General features: G+C 65.8%; 15 protein-coding genes. 4 read left to right on the top strand and 11 right to left on the bottom strand.

The window, feature by feature from the left end:
- The first annotated feature begins 190 nt into the window (after positions 1–190).
- The gene (locus XH79_RS10525; RefSeq protein WP_271581656.1) at positions 191–1,453 is read left to right on the top strand and encodes an NAD(P)/FAD-dependent oxidoreductase; all 1,263 of its coding nucleotides are present in this window, start codon (positions 191–193) and stop codon (positions 1,451–1,453) included.
- Positions 1,454–1,646: 193 nt separating this feature from the next.
- On the opposite strand, the gene XH79_RS10520 is transcribed toward XH79_RS10525, so the two are convergent.
- From XH79_RS10520 to XH79_RS10510, 3 genes are read right to left on the bottom strand one after another with little or no spacing between them, the layout of a single operon-like run.
- Complete coding sequence (locus XH79_RS10520) at positions 1,647–2,858, bottom strand: ABC transporter substrate-binding protein (RefSeq protein WP_271581670.1); 1,212 nt, start codon at positions 2,856–2,858, stop codon at positions 1,647–1,649.
- 50 nt (positions 2,859–2,908) lie between these two features.
- Positions 2,909–3,232 carry a 2Fe-2S iron-sulfur cluster-binding protein gene (locus XH79_RS10515; RefSeq protein WP_271581655.1) on the bottom strand — a complete coding sequence of 108 codons (324 nt, stop codon included), beginning with the start codon at positions 3,230–3,232 and terminating at the stop codon, positions 2,909–2,911.
- Positions 3,233–3,244: 12 nt separating this feature from the next.
- A complete protein-coding gene (locus XH79_RS10510) occupies positions 3,245–4,453 on the bottom strand; it encodes a cytochrome P450 (RefSeq protein WP_271581654.1) in 1,209 nt (402 codons plus the stop codon).
- 83 nt (positions 4,454–4,536) lie between these two features.
- Here XH79_RS10510 and XH79_RS10505 point away from each other — a divergent pair, with 83 nt between their 5' ends.
- Positions 4,537–5,043, top strand: a complete 507-nt coding sequence (locus XH79_RS10505) for a MarR family winged helix-turn-helix transcriptional regulator (protein WP_271581653.1) — start codon at positions 4,537–4,539, stop codon at positions 5,041–5,043.
- Positions 5,044–5,387: 344 nt separating this feature from the next.
- Here the strand turns inward: XH79_RS10505 and XH79_RS10500 are convergent, their stop codons facing one another.
- The gene (locus tag XH79_RS10500) at positions 5,388–7,235 is read right to left on the bottom strand and encodes a feruloyl-CoA synthase (RefSeq protein WP_271581652.1); all 1,848 of its coding nucleotides are present in this window, start codon (positions 7,233–7,235) and stop codon (positions 5,388–5,390) included.
- A gap of 148 nt (positions 7,236–7,383) precedes the next feature.
- Between XH79_RS10500 and XH79_RS10495 the strand changes: the two genes are divergently transcribed.
- Positions 7,384–7,878 (top strand): MarR family winged helix-turn-helix transcriptional regulator, encoded by a 495-nt coding sequence (locus tag XH79_RS10495; RefSeq protein WP_271581651.1) that lies wholly within the window; start codon positions 7,384–7,386, stop codon positions 7,876–7,878.
- A gap of 192 nt (positions 7,879–8,070) precedes the next feature.
- Entirely contained in the window at positions 8,071–9,879 is a 1,809-nt protein-coding gene (gene atzF / locus XH79_RS10490; RefSeq protein ID WP_271581650.1) for an allophanate hydrolase, read from the top strand.
- A gap of 147 nt (positions 9,880–10,026) precedes the next feature.
- On the opposite strand, the gene XH79_RS10485 is transcribed toward atzF, so the two are convergent.
- The 7 genes from XH79_RS10485 to XH79_RS10455 form a co-directional block, all read right to left on the bottom strand.
- On the bottom strand, positions 10,027–10,749 hold the full coding sequence (locus XH79_RS10485; protein ID WP_026312216.1) for a GntR family transcriptional regulator: 723 nt from the start codon (positions 10,747–10,749) through the stop codon (positions 10,027–10,029).
- Positions 10,750–10,753: 4 nt separating this feature from the next.
- Positions 10,754–11,146, bottom strand: coding sequence for an oxalurate catabolism protein HpxZ (gene hpxZ / locus XH79_RS10480; RefSeq protein WP_212340687.1), 393 nt, complete (start codon positions 11,144–11,146; stop codon positions 10,754–10,756).
- 1 nt (position 11,147) lies between these two features.
- A complete protein-coding gene (locus tag XH79_RS10475) occupies positions 11,148–12,542 on the bottom strand; it encodes an AtzE family amidohydrolase (protein WP_271581649.1) in 1,395 nt (464 codons plus the stop codon).
- Between the two features lie 7 nt (positions 12,543–12,549).
- A complete protein-coding gene (locus tag XH79_RS10470) occupies positions 12,550–12,729 on the bottom strand; it encodes a DUF4089 domain-containing protein (protein WP_162500504.1) in 180 nt (59 codons plus the stop codon).
- Positions 12,730–12,755: 26 nt separating this feature from the next.
- Positions 12,756–14,501 (bottom strand): dipeptide ABC transporter ATP-binding protein, encoded by a 1,746-nt coding sequence (locus XH79_RS10465; RefSeq protein WP_271581648.1) that lies wholly within the window; start codon positions 14,499–14,501, stop codon positions 12,756–12,758.
- 91 nt (positions 14,502–14,592) lie between these two features.
- Positions 14,593–15,492: an ABC transporter permease gene (locus XH79_RS10460; protein ID WP_130363691.1), complete on the bottom strand. Its 900-nt coding sequence runs from the start codon at positions 15,490–15,492 to the stop codon at positions 14,593–14,595.
- 3 nt (positions 15,493–15,495) lie between these two features.
- On the bottom strand, positions 15,496–16,509 hold the full coding sequence (locus XH79_RS10455; protein ID WP_271581647.1) for an ABC transporter permease: 1,014 nt from the start codon (positions 16,507–16,509) through the stop codon (positions 15,496–15,498).
- Positions 16,510–16,594 lie beyond the last annotated feature (85 nt).

Below are 16,594 nucleotides of genomic sequence, written 5' to 3'. Positions count from 1 at the left end.
GGCGATGGCAAGAAATATAATTCTACTCACTTCGACCGAGGCCGGCCTAGGGCCGGTCCGGGGACTGCGGCGCTTTTTCGCGGGATGTTCGATACACCCGGCCTATGCCGCGATTGATGACGGCTATTGGACCGCGCGGCCCAATCCGCACTTAAATAAGTAAGAGAAGCAGCGAGATTCGAGGTGCATCATGGCCGCAAATCCCCATCGCGTCGTCATCGTCGGCGCCGGCTTCGGCGGGCTGGAGGCGACTCATCGGCTCGCAGGCGCCCCGGTCGAGATCACGCTGATCGACCGCCGCAACCACCATCTGTTTCAGCCATTGCTCTACCAGGTCGCGACTGCCTCGCTCGCGACCAGCGAGATCGCCTGGCCGATCCGGCATTTAATGCGCGACCGGCGCGAGGTGACGACGCTGTTTGCCACGGTGAGCGGCGTCGATGCCGAGCGGCGCTGCGTGCTGATCGACGACGGCAGCGAGGTGCCTTACGACACCTTGGTGCTCGCGACCGGCGCACGGCACGCCTATTTCGGCCATGACGAATGGGAGGCATGGGCGCCGGGCCTGAAGACGCTGGAGGATGCGACCACCTTGCGCCGGCACATCCTGGTGGCATTCGAGCGCGCCGAACGCGAGACCGATCCGCAGCGGCGCGCGGCGCGATTGACCTTCGTCATCGTCGGCGCCGGCCCGACCGGGGTCGAGCTCGCCGGCACCATTGCCGAGATGGCGCATCACACCCTGCCCGCCGACTTCCGCAACATCGACACCCACAAGGCACGCGTGGTGCTGATCGAGGCCGGTCCGCGCGTGCTCGCGGGCTTCCCCGACGAACTCTCCGCGTATGCGCAGGCCTCGCTGGAAAAGATCGGCGTCGAGGTCGTGCTGGGACAGGCCGTCACCGAGATCAACCGCGAGGGCGTCGTGTTCGGCGGCAAGCTGCTCGAGGCCAAGACCCGCATCTGGGCCGCCGGCGTGCGCGCCTCACCCGCCGCCGAATGGCTCGGTGCGCCGAGCGATCGCGCCGGGCGCGTGCAGGTCGAGGCCGACCTCACCATTCCAGGTCATCCCGAGATCTTCGCGATCGGCGACACCGTCAGCATCAACGCCTGGGACGGCAAGCCGGTGCCGGGCATCGCGCCGGCCGCCAAGCAGCAGGGACGCCACGTCGCCGAAACCATCAAGGCACGGCTGCGCGGCGAGAATCAAGGCGCGTTTCGCTACAAGCATTCCGGCAACCTCGCGCAGATCGGCAAGCGGCTCGCGATCATCGATTTCGGCAAGGTCAAGCTGCGCGGCACCATCGCGTGGTGGATCTGGGGCATCGCCCACATCTACTTCCTGATCGGCCTGCGCCACCGCCTCAGCGTCGCGCTGAGCTGGCTCTGGATCTACGCGCGGGATCAGCGGGCGGCGCGGTTGATCACGCAGGGGTCGAGCAAGGTGGTGTAAGGGCGTTTCTCTTACCCTCCCCTGGAGAGGGAGGGTCGGCGCATGTTGAGCGAAGCGAGACATGAGACGGGGTGGGGCGACAGTCTCTCCGCTTCGAGGAGTGCCCGCGAGGAGAGATCACCCCACCCCGCTCGCGCTGCGCGCGATCGACCCTCCCCCTCCAGGGGAGGGTGACAGACCGCGCTCTCTCCCGCTACTTCACCAATTCGCACCCACCTTCCGCCAGCGGTCGGAAGGCCTGGTCCGCCGGAATGGTCGAGACCAGCTTGTAATAGTCGTACGGATATTTCGACTCTTCCGGCTTCTTCACCTCGAACAGGTACATCGGATGCACGACGCGGCCGTCCTGGCGGATCGTGGTGTCGCCGAACAGCTTGTCCTTGCCCCTGAACTTCTTCATCTCCGGCACGGCGTCCTTGGCATTGTCGCTGCCGGTCGCCGCGACCGCATTGAGATAGGCGAGCGTCGAAGCATAGACGCCGGCCTGGTTGCCGCTCGGCATCTTGCCGTTCATGCCGGGCCGCGCGGCGAAACGCTTGGCAAATGCGCGGGTATCATCGTTCATGTCCCAGTAGAAGGCTTCCATGAGCTGGAGGCCCTGCGCGACCTTGATGCCCATGCCGTGGACGTCGTTGATGAAGAGCAGGAAGGCGACGAGCTTCTGCCCGCTCTGCTGGATGCCGAACTCGGCGGCCTGCTTCACCGCATTGATGGTGTCGCCGCCGGCATTCGCAAGGCCGATCACTTGCGCCTTCGAGCTCTGCGCCTGCAACAGGAAGGAGGCGAAATCGGAGGTGCCGAGCGGATGTTTTGACGAGCCGATCACCTTGCCGCCATGCGACTCGATGTATTTCTGCGCTTCCGCCTCGATGCCCTTGCCGAGCGCAAAGTCCACGGTGAGGAAGTACCAGTCCTTGCCGCCGCGCGACACCATTGCGGCCGCGGTGGTGTTGCCGGTCGCCCAGGTGTCGTTGACCCATTGGATAGTGTTGGGTGAGCAGGCCTTGCCGGTGAGATCCGAGCTTGCCGTCGAGGACGCCAGGAAGGTCATGCGGCTGTCGCGCAGCAGCGTGTTGATGGAGAGGCCGACGGCCGAATTCGGCACGTCGACGATGGCATCGACACCTTCGACATCGAGCCATTTGCGCGCGATGGCATTGCCGACGTCGGCCTTGTTCTGGTGGTCGGCATAGACGATCTCCACCTTGATGCCCTTGCCGCCGCCGTTGAAATCCTCCGCCGCCATGCGCGCGGCCTCGACCGAGCCCATGCCGTTGGTGTCCTGGAAGATGCCCGAGATGTCATTGAGCACGCCGATGCGTACGACGTTGTCCGATATCTCGGCATTCGCCGCGCCGGCCATCAGGCTCGCGGCCAGCGCGAGCGTCCACTTCAGATGCTTCATCATTCCCTCCCCTGTGTGTTGGTCGCCGGTCGTTGCCGGCACATCGAGATTCAGACCTGCCGATCCGGCAGACGCAGCACGAGCCCATCGAGTTCGGGCGTGATGTTGATCTGGCAGGACAGCCGGCTGTTCGGCAGCCGCTCGGCGGCGGTGCCGTCGAGCAGCGCGTCCTCGTCGTCGGCCATCGCAGGCAGGTGCGCGAGCCAGCTCTCGTCGACATAGACGTGGCAGGTCGCGCACATGGCGTTGCCGCCGCATTCGGCCAGGATGCGGTCGAGACCGTGACGGGTCGCAGCCTGCATGGCGCTCTCGCCGCCTGCGGTCTCGACGCGGTCGGACTTGCCGTCGGGATGAATGAAGGTGATGGCGGGCATCAAAACTCCTCGTCAGGCCGGGGTGATGGTGACAGGCAGGCTGTCGAGCCCGCGCAGCGTGTTGTTGAAGCGGCGCTTCGGCTCGCCCGTGATCTCGATCTTCGCGATGCGACGGGCCAGCGCCGTCAGCATCACCTCGCCTTCGAGGCGGGCGACGAGCTGGCCGACACACATGTGGATGCCGGAGCCGAAGCCGACATGGCCGGAGGTGCGGCGGGAGATGTCGTAGCTGTCGGGGCTGTCCCAGCGCCTGGGGTCGCGATTGGCGGCAGCAAGGAACATCAGCACCTTCTCGCCCTCGCCGATCCGCGCGCCCGACAGTTCGACCTCGCGCGTGGTGGTGCGGAAGAAGGTCTGCACCGGGCTCTCGAACCGCACCGCCTCCTCGAAAGCGCCGCGCGCCAGCGAGAGATCGCCGCGCAGGCGCTGCCACTGATCGGGAAAGCGTGCGAGACAATAGACCGCCGCACCGATGCCGTTGACCGTCGTATCGAGGCCCGCCGACAGCAGCGAGCGCACCAATAGCGGCGCCTCGGTGGCCGTGATGGCGCCCTCGTCGACTTGCGCATGAATGCAGGCGCCAAAGCCGCCAGGCGCAAGGTTCTCGCGCTGGCATTGCTCGGCGACATAGGCCTGGTGCGGCATCGAACGCTCGATCGCCTCCTGGCGGAGCTGGTTGGGCGGACCGAAGGCGTTGAACACGACGCTCGCATAGGGAATCAAATGCTCGCGGCCTTCAGCCTTCAGCCCGAGCGCATCGGGAAAGATCGACAGCGGATACGCCTCGGCGAGGTCCGTGATTGCATCGAAGCTGCGCTTTTCGATCAGCGCATCCACCCGCTCCTCCGCCGCCGCGGCGAAACGGTCGCGCACCTGCTTCATCACGGTCGGCGACAGCACTTTTGACAGCACGGCGCGGGTGCGGGTGTGCGCAGGTGGATCGGCCTCCAGGATCAGGCTCGGCGGCCGCCACGGCGTCTCCTTCTTGAAATCGGACAGGCCGACGCCGCGGCTGGAGCAGAACGTCGCGGGATCGTTCAGCACGGCATGGACCTCGGCATAGCGCGCCACGCCGTAGACCTTCCACTTGTCGAGATAGACCACCGCCCCCGCCTCCCTCAGCAGCTCATGCGTGGGATAGGGGTCGGCGAAAAAATTCATGTCGAAGGGATCGACGTCGAGATGCGGGACGCCTGATACGGCGGAGCCGGGTGCGCTCATTGAAGTCCTCCCTCATTTTGATCTTGTGAAAGGGCGGCGCATGCCCTTAGGTCTTCGGGCACCTCGCGAGTCAGAAGCCCGATATGCCGCCGTCCTCGACCAAAGCCCGCCAGAAGCCCGCGCCCACGGATGCGGGGCCGACGCTCGACCTCGAGCGTTACGTGCCGGCGTTCATCACCTTCATCGCCAACAAGCTCTCGAACAGCGCGACCGCGTTCTACCAGAAGCAGTTCGGCGTCAACGTCACGGAATGGCGGATCATGTCGCTGCTGGCGATCGAGCCCGGCATTCCCGCCTCGCGCATCTGCCACGTCATCGGCTTCGACAAGGGGCCCGTGAGCCGAACGCTCGCCGGCCTCGAGAAGCGCGGGCTGATCTCGATCCGCACCGATCCCAACGACGGCCGCACCCATTCGATCTCGCTGACCGCAAGGGGCCGCGCCACCCATGACAAGGTGATCGTGGCAGCGTTCGAGCGCGAGCGGCGCCTGTTGTCCTGCCTGAGCAAGGACGAGCGCGAGATGCTGATCGATCTGCTCCGCCGGCTGCACGAGAATCTCGGCGCGGTGACCGACAGCGGCTACAGCTGACGCGCCGCGCCGCGGCTGCGTCGTACTGGCGGCTTTGGGCATGCGCCCGCGTGTGCCCGCGGCACCCTTCCTGCCGAGCATTGTTTCCTCCGAGATCGGACGCAGCGGTTCGCCCGCCGTCGTCCTCGTCTCGAACGGTTCGCACAAATTAGTTGCTTAGGCAACAAAAGAATCGGCAGGATATTGCGACAGGATGACTGGCGTATCCCGCTCGTCATTCCGGGGCGCGCGCAGCGCGAACCCGGAATCCATCGTGCAACCACCTGCGGTGAAATGGATTCCGGGCTCGCGCCAAGAGGCGCGCCCCGGAATGACAGCGGAATGTGGCTTCGCTACCTCGGCCGTTACAACCCGACCCACTCCCCCGACGCATCGTCGTTCAGCCGCGCCACCGCCTCCGCACGCCGTGTCAGCACGGCGCGCTGGTTGATGTAGCCCTTGTCGGTGATCTCGCCGCCGTCCACCGACGGCGGCTCGGCGAGCAGCAGCGCGCGCGTGGCATGGCCGGAGGAGTTTGCGCTCTGCCGTTTCAGCTTCGCGAGACCCTGCGCGATCGCGCTGCGAACCTTGGCATGCGCCAGCACGTCGCCCACAGCTGCCGTCTCGGGCAAGCCGGCATGAGCGCGGCAGGCCGCGATGTTCGGAAACACCAGGAAGCGCACCTCGTCGCCGCCATGGCCTGACACGACAATGTCCTGCGCGAGCGGCGCCAGCGCGGCGATGCCGGCCACCCGCAGCGTGCCGACACTGACCCAGGTGCCGGAATTCAGCTTGAAGTCCTCCGCAACACGGCCGTCGAAGAACAGGCCGCGCTCCGGCCGCGCGCTATCGGCAAGCTTCACCGCATCGCCGATTAGATAAAACCCCTCCTCGTCGAACGCCTGCTTCGTCAGCTCGGGCGCCTTCCAGTAGCCCGGCGTGACGTTAGGGCCGCGCACGCGCACCTCGAGCTTGTCGCCTGACGGGACGAGCTTCAATTCGGTGCCGGGAATCGGCACGCCGATATTGCCGGAGCGTTCGGCGAGGAAATGACAGTCGGCCGCGAGCGGCGAGGTCTCGGTCGAGCCCCAGGCCGAGACCATCGGCAGCGCACGGCCGACGGTCTCGACGGAGAGCTCTTCGAGCGCATCCCAGAGATTCTGCGGCAGCGCCGCACCGGCATAGAAGGCGAATTTCACTTCGCTGAAGAAGCGGCGGCGCAGCTCCTCGTCGCCGCGTAGCGCCGCGATCAGCATGTCGAAGCCGCGCGGCACGTTGAAATAGACCGTCGGCATCACGCTCTTCAGATTGGCGAGTGACGTCGCAAACAGACCGGGCGCAGGCTTGCCGCCGTCGATATAGAGCGAGCCGCCGTTGCGCAGCACGAGGTTGAAATTGTGGTTGGCGCCGAAGGTGTGGCTCCAGGGCAGCCAGTCGAGAATGACGAGATCGCGGCTCTGCTCGAGGAACGTCCAGGTCTGCGCCTTGGCCTGCTGGCTCGAGGTCAGCATGCGCTGGGTGTTGATGACCGCCTTGGGCGTTCCGGTCGAGCCTGACGTGAACAGGAATTTTGCGATCGTATCAGGCGTGAGCGCAGCGAAAGCCTTTGCTACCTCCGGACTTTCCGGGGTTGCTGCAACGGCGCGGAACGCGAGCGCATCGGCGTCATCGGCATTGCCGCTGATGATCTGCGCGTTGTGCAGCGGCTCGATCGCGGCCAGCGCGGCCGCAAACGGCTTTGTCGCAGAGACATAGATCGCACCGGGCTCCAGCAACGCGATCATGCTCTTGAGCTTGTCAAAATCTTTCGACATCAGCGAATAGGCCGGCGAGATCGCGGCCGAGGGCACGCCGACATGCTGGGCGGCCAGTGCAAGCAGAGCGTGATCGATGCTGTTGTCGGAGAGGATTGCAAGCGGGCGCTCCACGCTGAGGCCTTGTGCGAGGACCCACGACGCCGCCCCGCGCACCTGCCGCAGAGCCTGCGCGTAGGTGACGGTGGTCCATGGCGCGTCGATGCTTCCACGCTCGGCGAGGAAGATCGTGTCGGGCGTCTGCCGCGCAAAATGCTCCAGCCAGTCCCCGATGCAGCGGGCGCTCTCGCGCAAGGGCTCGGGCGAACGCAGCACGATGCTGCCGTCGGCGCGATGCTCGGCGACGGTCCTGGGCGCTGCGAACAGGCTTGAAGCTTCACCGCGTGCGGCGGTTGTCATGGTTTCCTCCTCGCCCGTAGCAGGGATCGGCTGCAGCCTCGTTCCGGGCTGCTTTGACCATAATGTTGGGCAGGACAATTGTTGTCGTCAACAACAATCTTTCGTTCGGATCGTCGAGGCGCTAAGGTTGCCCGGCAGGAGACACGATGTGACAGCCACGGCAGCGCAGACTTCCCCACGCAAACGCAGAGGCAACGGCGCCGCGCGGCGGATCGACGCGGACGAGATCGGCCTCGATGCACTGGTCGGCCACGCCGGCTATGCGGTGCGGCGCTTCCAGATCTGGATTTTCCAGGACTTCACCAGGACGCTCGGCGATGTCGATATCCGGCCGACGCAATATTCGGTGCTGACGGTGATCGGCGCCAATCCCGGCCTGTCCCAGATGGCGGTAGCAAAACGCCTCGGCATCGAGCGCGCCCGCCTGGTGCATCTGCTCGACAGCCTCGAGCAGCGCAAGCTGGTGAAGCGGATCAAGTCGAAACAGGACCGGCGCTCCCACGCGCTGCATCTCACCGCGCAGGGCGCCACCGCGCTGGCGAAGTTCAAGCGTCTCGCCGCCGAGCACGAGCGGAATGTCGAAGAAAAGATCGGCAAGGAGAACCGGGAGCAGCTGCTTCGTATCCTTGCCGGCTTCACTTGACCCAGTCCGCCTAAAATTTATGCAAATGCCCTTGGCGGGGCGCTGATGTGATGGCCTGCCCTGCCGACGAAATATCCCCAAGCCACTGATCTCACGATAATATCCGGAGCAACCGCCCTGCCCGGATTGTGTACACAATGGCACATCGCTTGCTTCAATCCGGGTGACACCTGTTGCCGGAGTTTGGACGCCATGGGGGCTGAGCAGCCTGAAACGATCGCCGCGATTGTGGCCGCGCATCGCGCGGGGACGATGACGCCGGCAGAGACGATCGCGCGGACCTATCAGCGCATCCGCGATTACAACGATCCCGCCGTGTTCATCAGCCTGCGCGACGAGAAGGACGCGATCACGGAGGCCGAGAAACTCGCCGCCCGCGCGGATGCGGCCAGCCTGCCGCTCTATGGCGTGCCGGTCGCGGTGAAGGACAATATCGACGCGCTGGGCTTTCCGACCACGGCGGCCTGCCCGGCGTTCTCCTATGCGCCCACCCACGATTCGACTGCGGTGGAGCGCCTGCGCGCGGCGGGCGCCATCATCACCGGCAAGACCAATCTCGACCAGTTCGCGACCGGCCTCGTCGGCGTGCGCTCGCCTTACGGCATTCCTAAGAACTCGATCCGCGAGGATCTGATTCCCGGCGGATCGAGCTCGGGCTCGGCAACCGCTGTCGGCGCCGGCCTCGTACCGCTGTCGCTCGGCACGGACACTGCCGGCTCGGGCCGCGTGCCGGCGATGCTCAACAACATCGTCGGGCTGAAGCCGAGCCTCGGCATGATCTCGACCGCGGGCCTGGTGCCGGCCTGCCGCACGCTCGACTGCATCTCGGTGTTCGCACTGACTGTGGACGATGCCGCACTCGCACTCTCGGTGATGGCAGGCCCCGACCAGGCCGATCCGTTCTCGCGCGACCGGCCACTTGGTCCGCTCACGCAATTCCCCGCAAACTTGCGCCTCGGCGTGCCGCGCAACGGTCAGCTCATCTTCTTCGGCGACAAGAAATCAGAAGCCGCCTATGCCGATGCGCTGAAGCGCTGGACCGCACTTGGCGCTGATCTGGTCGAGTTCGACCTCGAGCCGTTCTACGAGACCGCGCGGCTGCTGTATGAAGGACCGTGGGTCGCCGAGCGTTATCTGGTGATCAAGAACCTGCTCGCCTCGGCACCCGACTCAATTCATCCGGTGACGCGCGAGATCACCGCGGCTGGCGCGCGGCTGACCGCGGCCGAAACCTTCTCGGCGCTCTATCGCCTGCAGGGTCTGCGCAAGATCGCCGAGCGCACGTTTGCGAACATCGACGCGCTGGTGCTGCCGACCGCCCCGACCGCCTACACGACCGCGCAGGTGCTCGCCAATCCGATCGAGCTCAACAGCCGGCTCGGCACCTACACAAACTTTGTGAATTTGCTCGACCTCAGCGGCCTCGCGGTGCCGGCTTCGATGCGCAGCGATGGCATCCCGTTCGGCATCACGCTGCTCGCGCCCGCAGGACGCGATGCGCTGCTCGCGAGCATCGGCCGCGTATTTCATGCCGATACGAAGCTGACCGTTGGCGCGAAGGGTGTGGCGCAGGCCCCGCTCGCGCCGCTGCCTGCAAGCGGCGTCGATGAGATTCCAATCGCAGTCGTCGGGGCGCATCTCTCCGGCATGGCGCTGAACGGCGAGTTGAAGGCGTTGAGCGCGAGGCTGGTCGAAGCGACCAAGACGGCGCCCGACTACAAGCTCTATGCGCTTCCGACCACGCCACCGAAGCCCGGCATGCTGCGCGTCGAGGCCGGCAAGGGTTCTGCGATCGAGCTGGAGATCTGGTCACTGTCTGCGGCGGCGTTCGGCAAGTTCGTCAACGCAATTCCCGCGCCGATGGCGATCGGCACGATTTGGCTTGCCGATGGCCGCAGCGTGAAGGGCTTTCTCGTCGAGCCCGAGGTGCTGGGCGAGGCGCGGGATATTACGGCGTATGGTGGCTGGCGCGCCTTCATGAAGGAAGCCGCGACAACGTAGGTCTCGTAGGGTGGGCAAAGCGACTTGTCCGCCGTAGCTCAAAGAGCGAAGGCGGAAGCGTGCCCACCATTCCGTCCATCATGAAGAAGATCGTGGGCACGGCGCTTTGCGCCTTTGCCCACCCTACGGCACTGTGTGTGTGCGGCCCTACACCGACACCGCGTAGATCTCGTACTCCCCACGCACCAGTTCGATATGGGCGCGCATGGCGGCGGCGGCGCCCTGCTTGTCGCCGCGCATGATGGCGACGACGACGCGGTCGTGCTCGGCCTGCGACTTGGCGAGGCGGCCGAGATTGCGGAACTGGGCGCGGCGGAACGGCTGCACGCGCACGCGCGTCGCCAGCGTGATCTCGGCGATGTAGCCGTTCTGCGAGCCCGCATAGATCGTGTTGTGGAAGCGCTCGTTGACCTCGTGGAAGCGCTCGGGATTGCCGGCGTAGCTCAAGAGCCGCAGCTCTTCGTGGACGGCCTCGAGCGCATGGCGCTCGGCAGGGGACATGCGCTCGGCGGCAAGGCCGGCGCACAACGCCTCGAGTTCCGCCATCGCCTCGAACATGCTCTTGAGACGCTCGATCGAGGGCTGCGCCACCACCGCGCCGCGATGAGGCCGCGCCTCGACCAGGCCGCTCGCGACCAGCTGCCGCAACGCCTCGCGCACCGGCGTGCGCGAAACACTGAAGCGCCGCGCGATGTCGGTCTCGTCCAGCGGCGAGCCCGGCGCCAGGGTTCCACGCACGATCTCGTCGGCAAGCTGCAGGCGCAGCTCCTCGGCGCGCGTGACCTTCTGCACCGACGGCAGTGCCCGGTCGACGCGGGGCACCACCGGCTCAGCCGGCAGTGTCCCGGGCGGAAGATCGTCAAGCGTCATTCGATCAGGTCTCTTTCGGCTCGTCGATGATGCTGACATGGGCGGCGACGACACGCCAGCCCTCCGGGAAGCGAATCCACGTCTGCATCTGCCGGCCGACCTTGCCGGGCGCCGTATCGCGATAGAACAAGGTGGAGGCCACGGCCGTGTCGCGACCATAGCTGGTGATCACGGTCTTGGCGGTGCGGCGGTTCAGCCCGACCGGCGAGCGGCCGGCGCGGAAGCCGGAGATCGCCTCGTAGCCGTAGAGGTTCTCGCCGATGCCATAGCGCAGCGTGCGGGGATCGTTGCGGAACAGCTCGCCGAGCACGGCGACGTCATTGCTGACGAGGGCCTGCTCATAGCGCTCGAACGCGGCTTTGACTTCTGCGATCACCTCGGGGAGATCGATCTCCATTTCAGAATCCTCTCGGCGATGGCGCGGCGACGACGCCCATCTGTTCCAGGGCGTATGCGACGCGCAAGGCGACGTCCTCGCGCCAGGGCGCAGCGATGATCTGCACGCCGATCGGCAGCGGCTCGAGCGGCACCGGGACGGCGACGACGGGCAGACCGATGAAGGAGATCGGCTGGGTGTGGATGCCGATATTGGCGCGCACCGGCAGCTCGACGCCGTCGAGATTGAAATTCACCTGGCCGAGTTTTGGCGCGGTGCAGGGTGTTGCCGGCGCGATCAGCACGTCGACCGATTTGAATATCTCGGCGAGTTGCGCGCGATACCAGCGGCGGAATTTCTGTGCGCGGTCGACCAGCGCTGCCGGCACCATGGCGCCGGCGATCAGACGGTCGCGCACGGCGGGATCGAAGTCGTTCGGACGCTTGCGCAGGCGATCGAGATGCAGCGAGGCGCCTTCGGTGGTGGTGATGACGTAGGCTGCCGCACGGGCGCGCGAGGCTTCGGGCACATCGATCACCTGCGTTGCGCCAAGCGCCTTGGCGACGCGGCCGACGGCTTCGACAGCTTCCGGAAACACGTTCTTCTGAAAATGGCCGCCGGCAATCGCGACGCGCAAGCCCGCGATGGATTCAGCTAGCAGCGGCATGACGGGCTCTAACCCACGCGTCGTGCAGGCGCCGTCGTCCGCGTCCGGCCCCTGCATCACGTCGTAGGCGAGCGCGAGATCGGTGACGGAGCGCGCGAACGGGCCGAGATGATCGAGGCTCGCGACGAACGGGAACGAGCGCGCCCGCGACAGCCGGCCATAGGTCGGCTTCAGGCCAAAGATGCCGCAGAACGAGGAGGGCACGCGGATCGAGCCGTTGGTGTCGGAGCCGAGCGCAATCGGTACCAGCGCGCCGCCGACGGCGCTGCCCGAGCCGCCCGACGAGCCGCCGCTCATCCGCGTGGTGTCATGCGGATTGCGCGAGGGACCGTCATGGATGTTCTCGCCGGTGAAGTCGTAGGCGTATTCGCCCATGTTGAGCGCGCCGACGAGGACGGCGCCGGCCGCTTCCATCCGCTCGATCAGCGTGGCGTCGCGCTTGGCGGGCGCGAGGTCGCGGTTGATCTTCGAGCCGGCGCGCGTGGCAAGGCCAGCGACGTCGAACAGATTCTTCACGGCGAAGGGCACGCCGGCGAGCGGGCCGACCGTCTTGCCCGCGGCGACGTCCGCATCGATCGCGCGCGCTTTCGCGCGGGCGCGTTCGGCGGTGACGTCAGTGAAGGCGTTGAGGACCGTGTCGTGCTGCTTGATGCGCGCGAGCGCGGCTTCGGTGGCAGCGAGCGCGGACAATTGGCCGCCGGCCACCGCTTTCGCGATGTCGGAAGCGTTCATCTCTGGCTTGGCGGTCATGACGGCGTCAGGCGGTGAAGATCGGCGCCGGCTCGGTCTCGTCCGGCAGCGTGAATTCATCGACGAGGCGGGCGAGCCGCAGCGAGACTTCGAGGTTGGCGCGGACCGCGGGCCTGAAGGCCTCCTCGACCGGCAGCGCCAGCGCTTTCGATACGGCGTCGATATAGTCGTCCAGCGGCTCGGCCATCACGCTCCCAAACAATCAGTGCGCTCTCAGTGTACCGGCAACGGCGGATGCGGGATCGCCGTCAGCAGCTCCTTGGTGTAGTCGTCCTTGGGATCGCTGAGGACCTCTTCGGAAGAGCCTTCCTCGACGATTCCACCCGTCCGCATGACAATGACACGATCGCACAGCAAGCGCACTACATTCAAATCATGCGAGACGAACAGATAGCTCATACCTAGCCGCACCTTGAGGTCCTGAAGCAGGTTGAGGACCACCGCCTGCACCGAGACGTCCAGCGCCGCCGTCGGCTCGTCCAGGATGACCAGCTTCGGATGCAGGGCGATGGCACGGGCGATGCCGACACGGGCCTTCTGGCCGCCGGACAATTGGTGCGGGAAGCGGTCGAGCAGATTGTGCGGCAGGCCGACCATGGTGGCCAGTTCCTCGCAGCGGGCGCGGAGCGCATCGCGCCCCTTGATGTCGCCGAGCTGCATGATCGGGTCGGCGATGGCGCGGGCGGCGGTGAAGCGCGGGTTGAGGCTATCGGTCGGATCCTGGAACACCATCTGGATGCGGCTGCGCTGCGGCAGCCGGGCGAAGGCAGCAGGCTGAATGCCGCCGATGTCCTCGCCGTCGAACTGGATCAGGCCGGAGGTCTGGTCCAAGAGGCGCATCACCATCATCGAGGTGGTCGATTTGCCGCAGCCGGATTCGCCGACGAGGCCGACGCTCTCGCCATGGCCGATCGAGAAGCTGATGCCGTCGACCGCGCGGAACACGTCCGGCTCCACCGGCGGCTTGCGGCCGAACAGCTTTCCGAGCGTGGCCGTGGCGCCTTGCCGGGGATATTCCTTGACGAGCTTTTCGATGAGGAGGAGGGGCGTCTCGCTCTTCGCGCCATCTTGCGAGGCGTGATGGATGGCCGGCTCAGGCCCGGCCATGACGGATGCGGACGGAGACGCGCTCTCCTCTTCCGGCAAAAGATCCCGCAAGCTCACACCGAGCCGCGGCGTCGCGCGCATCAGCTTCTTGGTGTAGGGGTGCTGCGGATTGGCGAAGATGTCGGCGGCCTTGGCGGTCTCGACCACGCGGCCCTTCTCCATCACGACGACGCGGTCGCAATAGGCCGCGGCAAGACCGAGATCGTGCGTGATCAGGATGGTCGACATCGCACGGCGTTTTGTCAGTTCGACGATCAGGTCCATCACCGCCTTCTGCGTGGTGACGTCGAGACCGGTGGTCGGTTCGTCCGCGATCAGCAGCTGCGGATTGCAGGCAAGCGCGAGCGCGATGACGACGCGCTGGCACATGCCGCCCGACAGCTCGAACGGATAGGCGTGGTAGCGCTCGCGCGGACGAGCGATCTTGACCTGCTCCAGCGCCTCGATCGCCTTCTCGCCGCCATCTGTGACCTGGGCCTGCTGCACGTGGGTGCGCAGCACGTCCTCGATCTGGTCGCCGACCTTCCGGATCGGATTGAGGGCAGCACGCGGGTTCTGAAAAATCATCGAGACTTCGCGGCCGCGGAGGTCGCGCATCTGGTCTTCGGTCGCGGCCTTCACGTCGATGCCCGAGAACATCACCGAGCCCTCGGCGATCTTGCCGGCGCGGTCGAGGATGCGCATCACCGCATAGGACGTCACCGACTTGCCGGAGCCGGACTCGCCGACAATGGCCAGCGTCTCGCCCTTGGCGACGGAGATGTTGACATGCTGCACGGCTTTGACGATGCCGCGGCGGGTGGTGAATTCGACCGTGAGGTCCTGGACGTCGAGCAGGGGCTGGGCGGTCATGGATGCCCGCCAATCAAAAAGGTCGAAAACAACCCCATGCACAGTAGAACGGGGTTGGAATCATTGGTGAATTTCGGCCGGAAATTTGCCATCACGTCCTCCGCTGGGGGTCGACGATGTCGCGCAGGCCGTCGCCGAGGAGGTTGAAGCAGAACACGGCGATCATCAGGGCAAGGCCCGGGAACAACGCGATCCACCATTCGCCCGAGACCATGAAGCCCGCGCCTTCGGCGACCATGATGCCCCATTCGGCGGTCGGCGGACGGACGCCGAGACCGATGAAGGACAGGCCGGCGGCATTGAGGATGGCGTAGCCCATGGTCAGCGACATCTGCACGATCATGATCGGCATGATGTTCGGCAGGATGTGCACCAGGAGGATGCGGAACTCGCCGTTGCCTGAGAGACGCGCGGCCTGCACGAAGCCGGCGTTGCGGCGGACATTGGCCTCGGCGCGCGCGACGCGGGCGTAGAGCGGGAAGTTCACGATCGCGGTGGCGAGGATGATGTTCTGCACGGTGTTGCCGAGGGCTGCGACGATGCCCATGGCGAGCACGAACAGCGGGAACGCCATGATGGTGTCGGCGATGCGGCCGACGATGCGATCGGTCCAGCCGCCGAAATAGCCGGCCGCGATGCCGGCGAGGCCGCCCATCAGGAACACCAGCACGACGGAGGCGATCGCGATGAAGGTATCGAGCCGGGTCGCCACGACCACGCGGCTGAAGATATCGCGGCCCAATTGGTCGGTGCCGAACCAGTGCGCCGCCGAGGGCGGCTTCAGTGCCGCAGCCGTGTCGGAGGCCAGCGGATCATACGGCACCACATAGGGGCCGAAGATCGCCGCGATCAGGATCACGATCAGCAGCGCGAAAGCAAAGCCGGTGACCTTGTTCTCGCTGAGAACGTAGCGGGTCTGTTCGAGGATCGCAGTGAGACCCGACGTTCGCGCGGGGCCGACAGGTTCAACAGCAGGCGCAACGGAGCTCATGATTTAGCCCTCCAACCTGACACGCGGATCGATCACGCCGTACAAGATGTCGATCACGAGATTGAGCAGCACGTACATGACCGCCATGGTCAGCACGAAGCCTTGTACCGGCGCGAAGTCCGACGAGATCAGCGCTTCGACCGCGTAGGAGCCGATGCCCGGCCATGCGAAGACTTTTTCCACCAACACGTTGGCGCCCAGCAGGAACGAGAACACCATGCTGAGCGTGGTGATGACAGGCAGCATCGCGTTGCGGAAGGCGTAGGTGACGATCACGGTCGCCGGCGACAGGCCGCTGGCGCGCGCGGTGCGGACGAATTCGGATGCGAGCACCGCCAGCATCGAGGCACGGGTCATGCGCGCGATCGGCGCCAGCGAGAAGATCGCAAGCGTCGTTGCGGGAAGAATGAGCTGGCTCAGCGCCGAGCGGAACGCTTCAAAATCGCGCGCGATCAGCGTGTCGATCAGATAGAAGCCGGTCACGGTCGGCGGCGCGCTGTAGAACACGTCGAGACGGCCGAGCGGCGCCGGCGACCAGCCGAGCCGGAAATAGAAGACATAGACCAGCACGAGGCCGGTGAAGAACACCGGCAGCGACACGCCAGCTGTTGTTGTCACCCGACATAAATGGTCGACCCATGATCCTGGTCGTGTCGCCGCCAGCACGCCGAGAGGGATTGCGATGACGATCGAGACGATGAGGCCGAGCAGCGTCAGCTCGGCCGAAGCCGGCAGGCGGTTGCGGATCTCGGCCGCGACCGGTTGGCCGGTGGTGAGCGAGTTGCCGAAATCACCATGGGCGAGATCGTTGGTGTAGCGGAAGAACTGCTCGATCAGCGGCCTGTCGAGGCCGAGTTTTTTGCGGATCTGCTCGACGGCTTCCTTCGTCGCGGCGGGGCCGGGGAAGTACGCCGCGGGATCACCGGGCAGCGCGCGCGTCAACAGGAAGGTGACGATGACGACGCCGATCAGCGAGGGAATCGCAAACATCAGGCGCTTGCCGATCATGGTCAGCATGATGAGTTCCTCGTGCGCGTGTTGGGCACGCTGCTAGCCGCGAGCGTTGCTGCGTTCCCTCCCCCCTTGCGGGGGAGGGCTAGGG

It is taken from the genome of Bradyrhizobium sp. CCBAU 45389 (genome assembly GCF_028128625.1).
Classification (GTDB): Bacteria; Pseudomonadota; Alphaproteobacteria; order Rhizobiales; family Xanthobacteraceae; genus Bradyrhizobium; species Bradyrhizobium liaoningense_B.
Note: the sequence above shows the minus strand (reverse complement) of the source record. Positions and strands in the feature narration are given on the sequence as shown.

Bases quoted from the DNA above. Each gene is read 5' to 3' on its own strand.
- XH79_RS10525 (WP_271581656.1), top strand. From the start codon at position 191: ATGGCCGCAAATCCCCATCGCGTCGTCATCGTCGGCGCCGGCTTCGGC.
- XH79_RS10520 (WP_271581670.1), bottom strand. From the start codon at position 2,858: ATGAAGCATCTGAAGTGGACGCTCGCGCTGGCCGCGAGCCTGATGGCC.
- XH79_RS10515 (WP_271581655.1), bottom strand. From the start codon at position 3,232: ATGCCCGCCATCACCTTCATTCATCCCGACGGCAAGTCCGACCGCGTC.
- XH79_RS10510 (WP_271581654.1), bottom strand. From the start codon at position 4,453: ATGAGCGCACCCGGCTCCGCCGTATCAGGCGTCCCGCATCTCGACGTC.
- XH79_RS10505 (WP_271581653.1), top strand. From the start codon at position 4,537: ATGCCGCCGTCCTCGACCAAAGCCCGCCAGAAGCCCGCGCCCACGGAT.
- XH79_RS10500 (WP_271581652.1), bottom strand. From the start codon at position 7,235: ATGACAACCGCCGCACGCGGTGAAGCTTCAAGCCTGTTCGCAGCGCCC.
- atzF (WP_271581650.1), top strand. From the start codon at position 8,071: ATGGGGGCTGAGCAGCCTGAAACGATCGCCGCGATTGTGGCCGCGCAT.
- XH79_RS10485 (WP_026312216.1), bottom strand. From the start codon at position 10,749: ATGACGCTTGACGATCTTCCGCCCGGGACACTGCCGGCTGAGCCGGTG.
- hpxZ (WP_212340687.1), bottom strand. From the start codon at position 11,146: ATGGAGATCGATCTCCCCGAGGTGATCGCAGAAGTCAAAGCCGCGTTC.
- XH79_RS10475 (WP_271581649.1), bottom strand. From the start codon at position 12,542: ATGACCGCCAAGCCAGAGATGAACGCTTCCGACATCGCGAAAGCGGTG.
- XH79_RS10470 (WP_162500504.1), bottom strand. From the start codon at position 12,729: ATGGCCGAGCCGCTGGACGACTATATCGACGCCGTATCGAAAGCGCTG.
- XH79_RS10465 (WP_271581648.1), bottom strand. From the start codon at position 14,501: ATGACCGCCCAGCCCCTGCTCGACGTCCAGGACCTCACGGTCGAATTC.
- XH79_RS10460 (WP_130363691.1), bottom strand. From the start codon at position 15,492: ATGAGCTCCGTTGCGCCTGCTGTTGAACCTGTCGGCCCCGCGCGAACG.
- XH79_RS10455 (WP_271581647.1), bottom strand. From the start codon at position 16,509: ATGCTGACCATGATCGGCAAGCGCCTGATGTTTGCGATTCCCTCGCTG.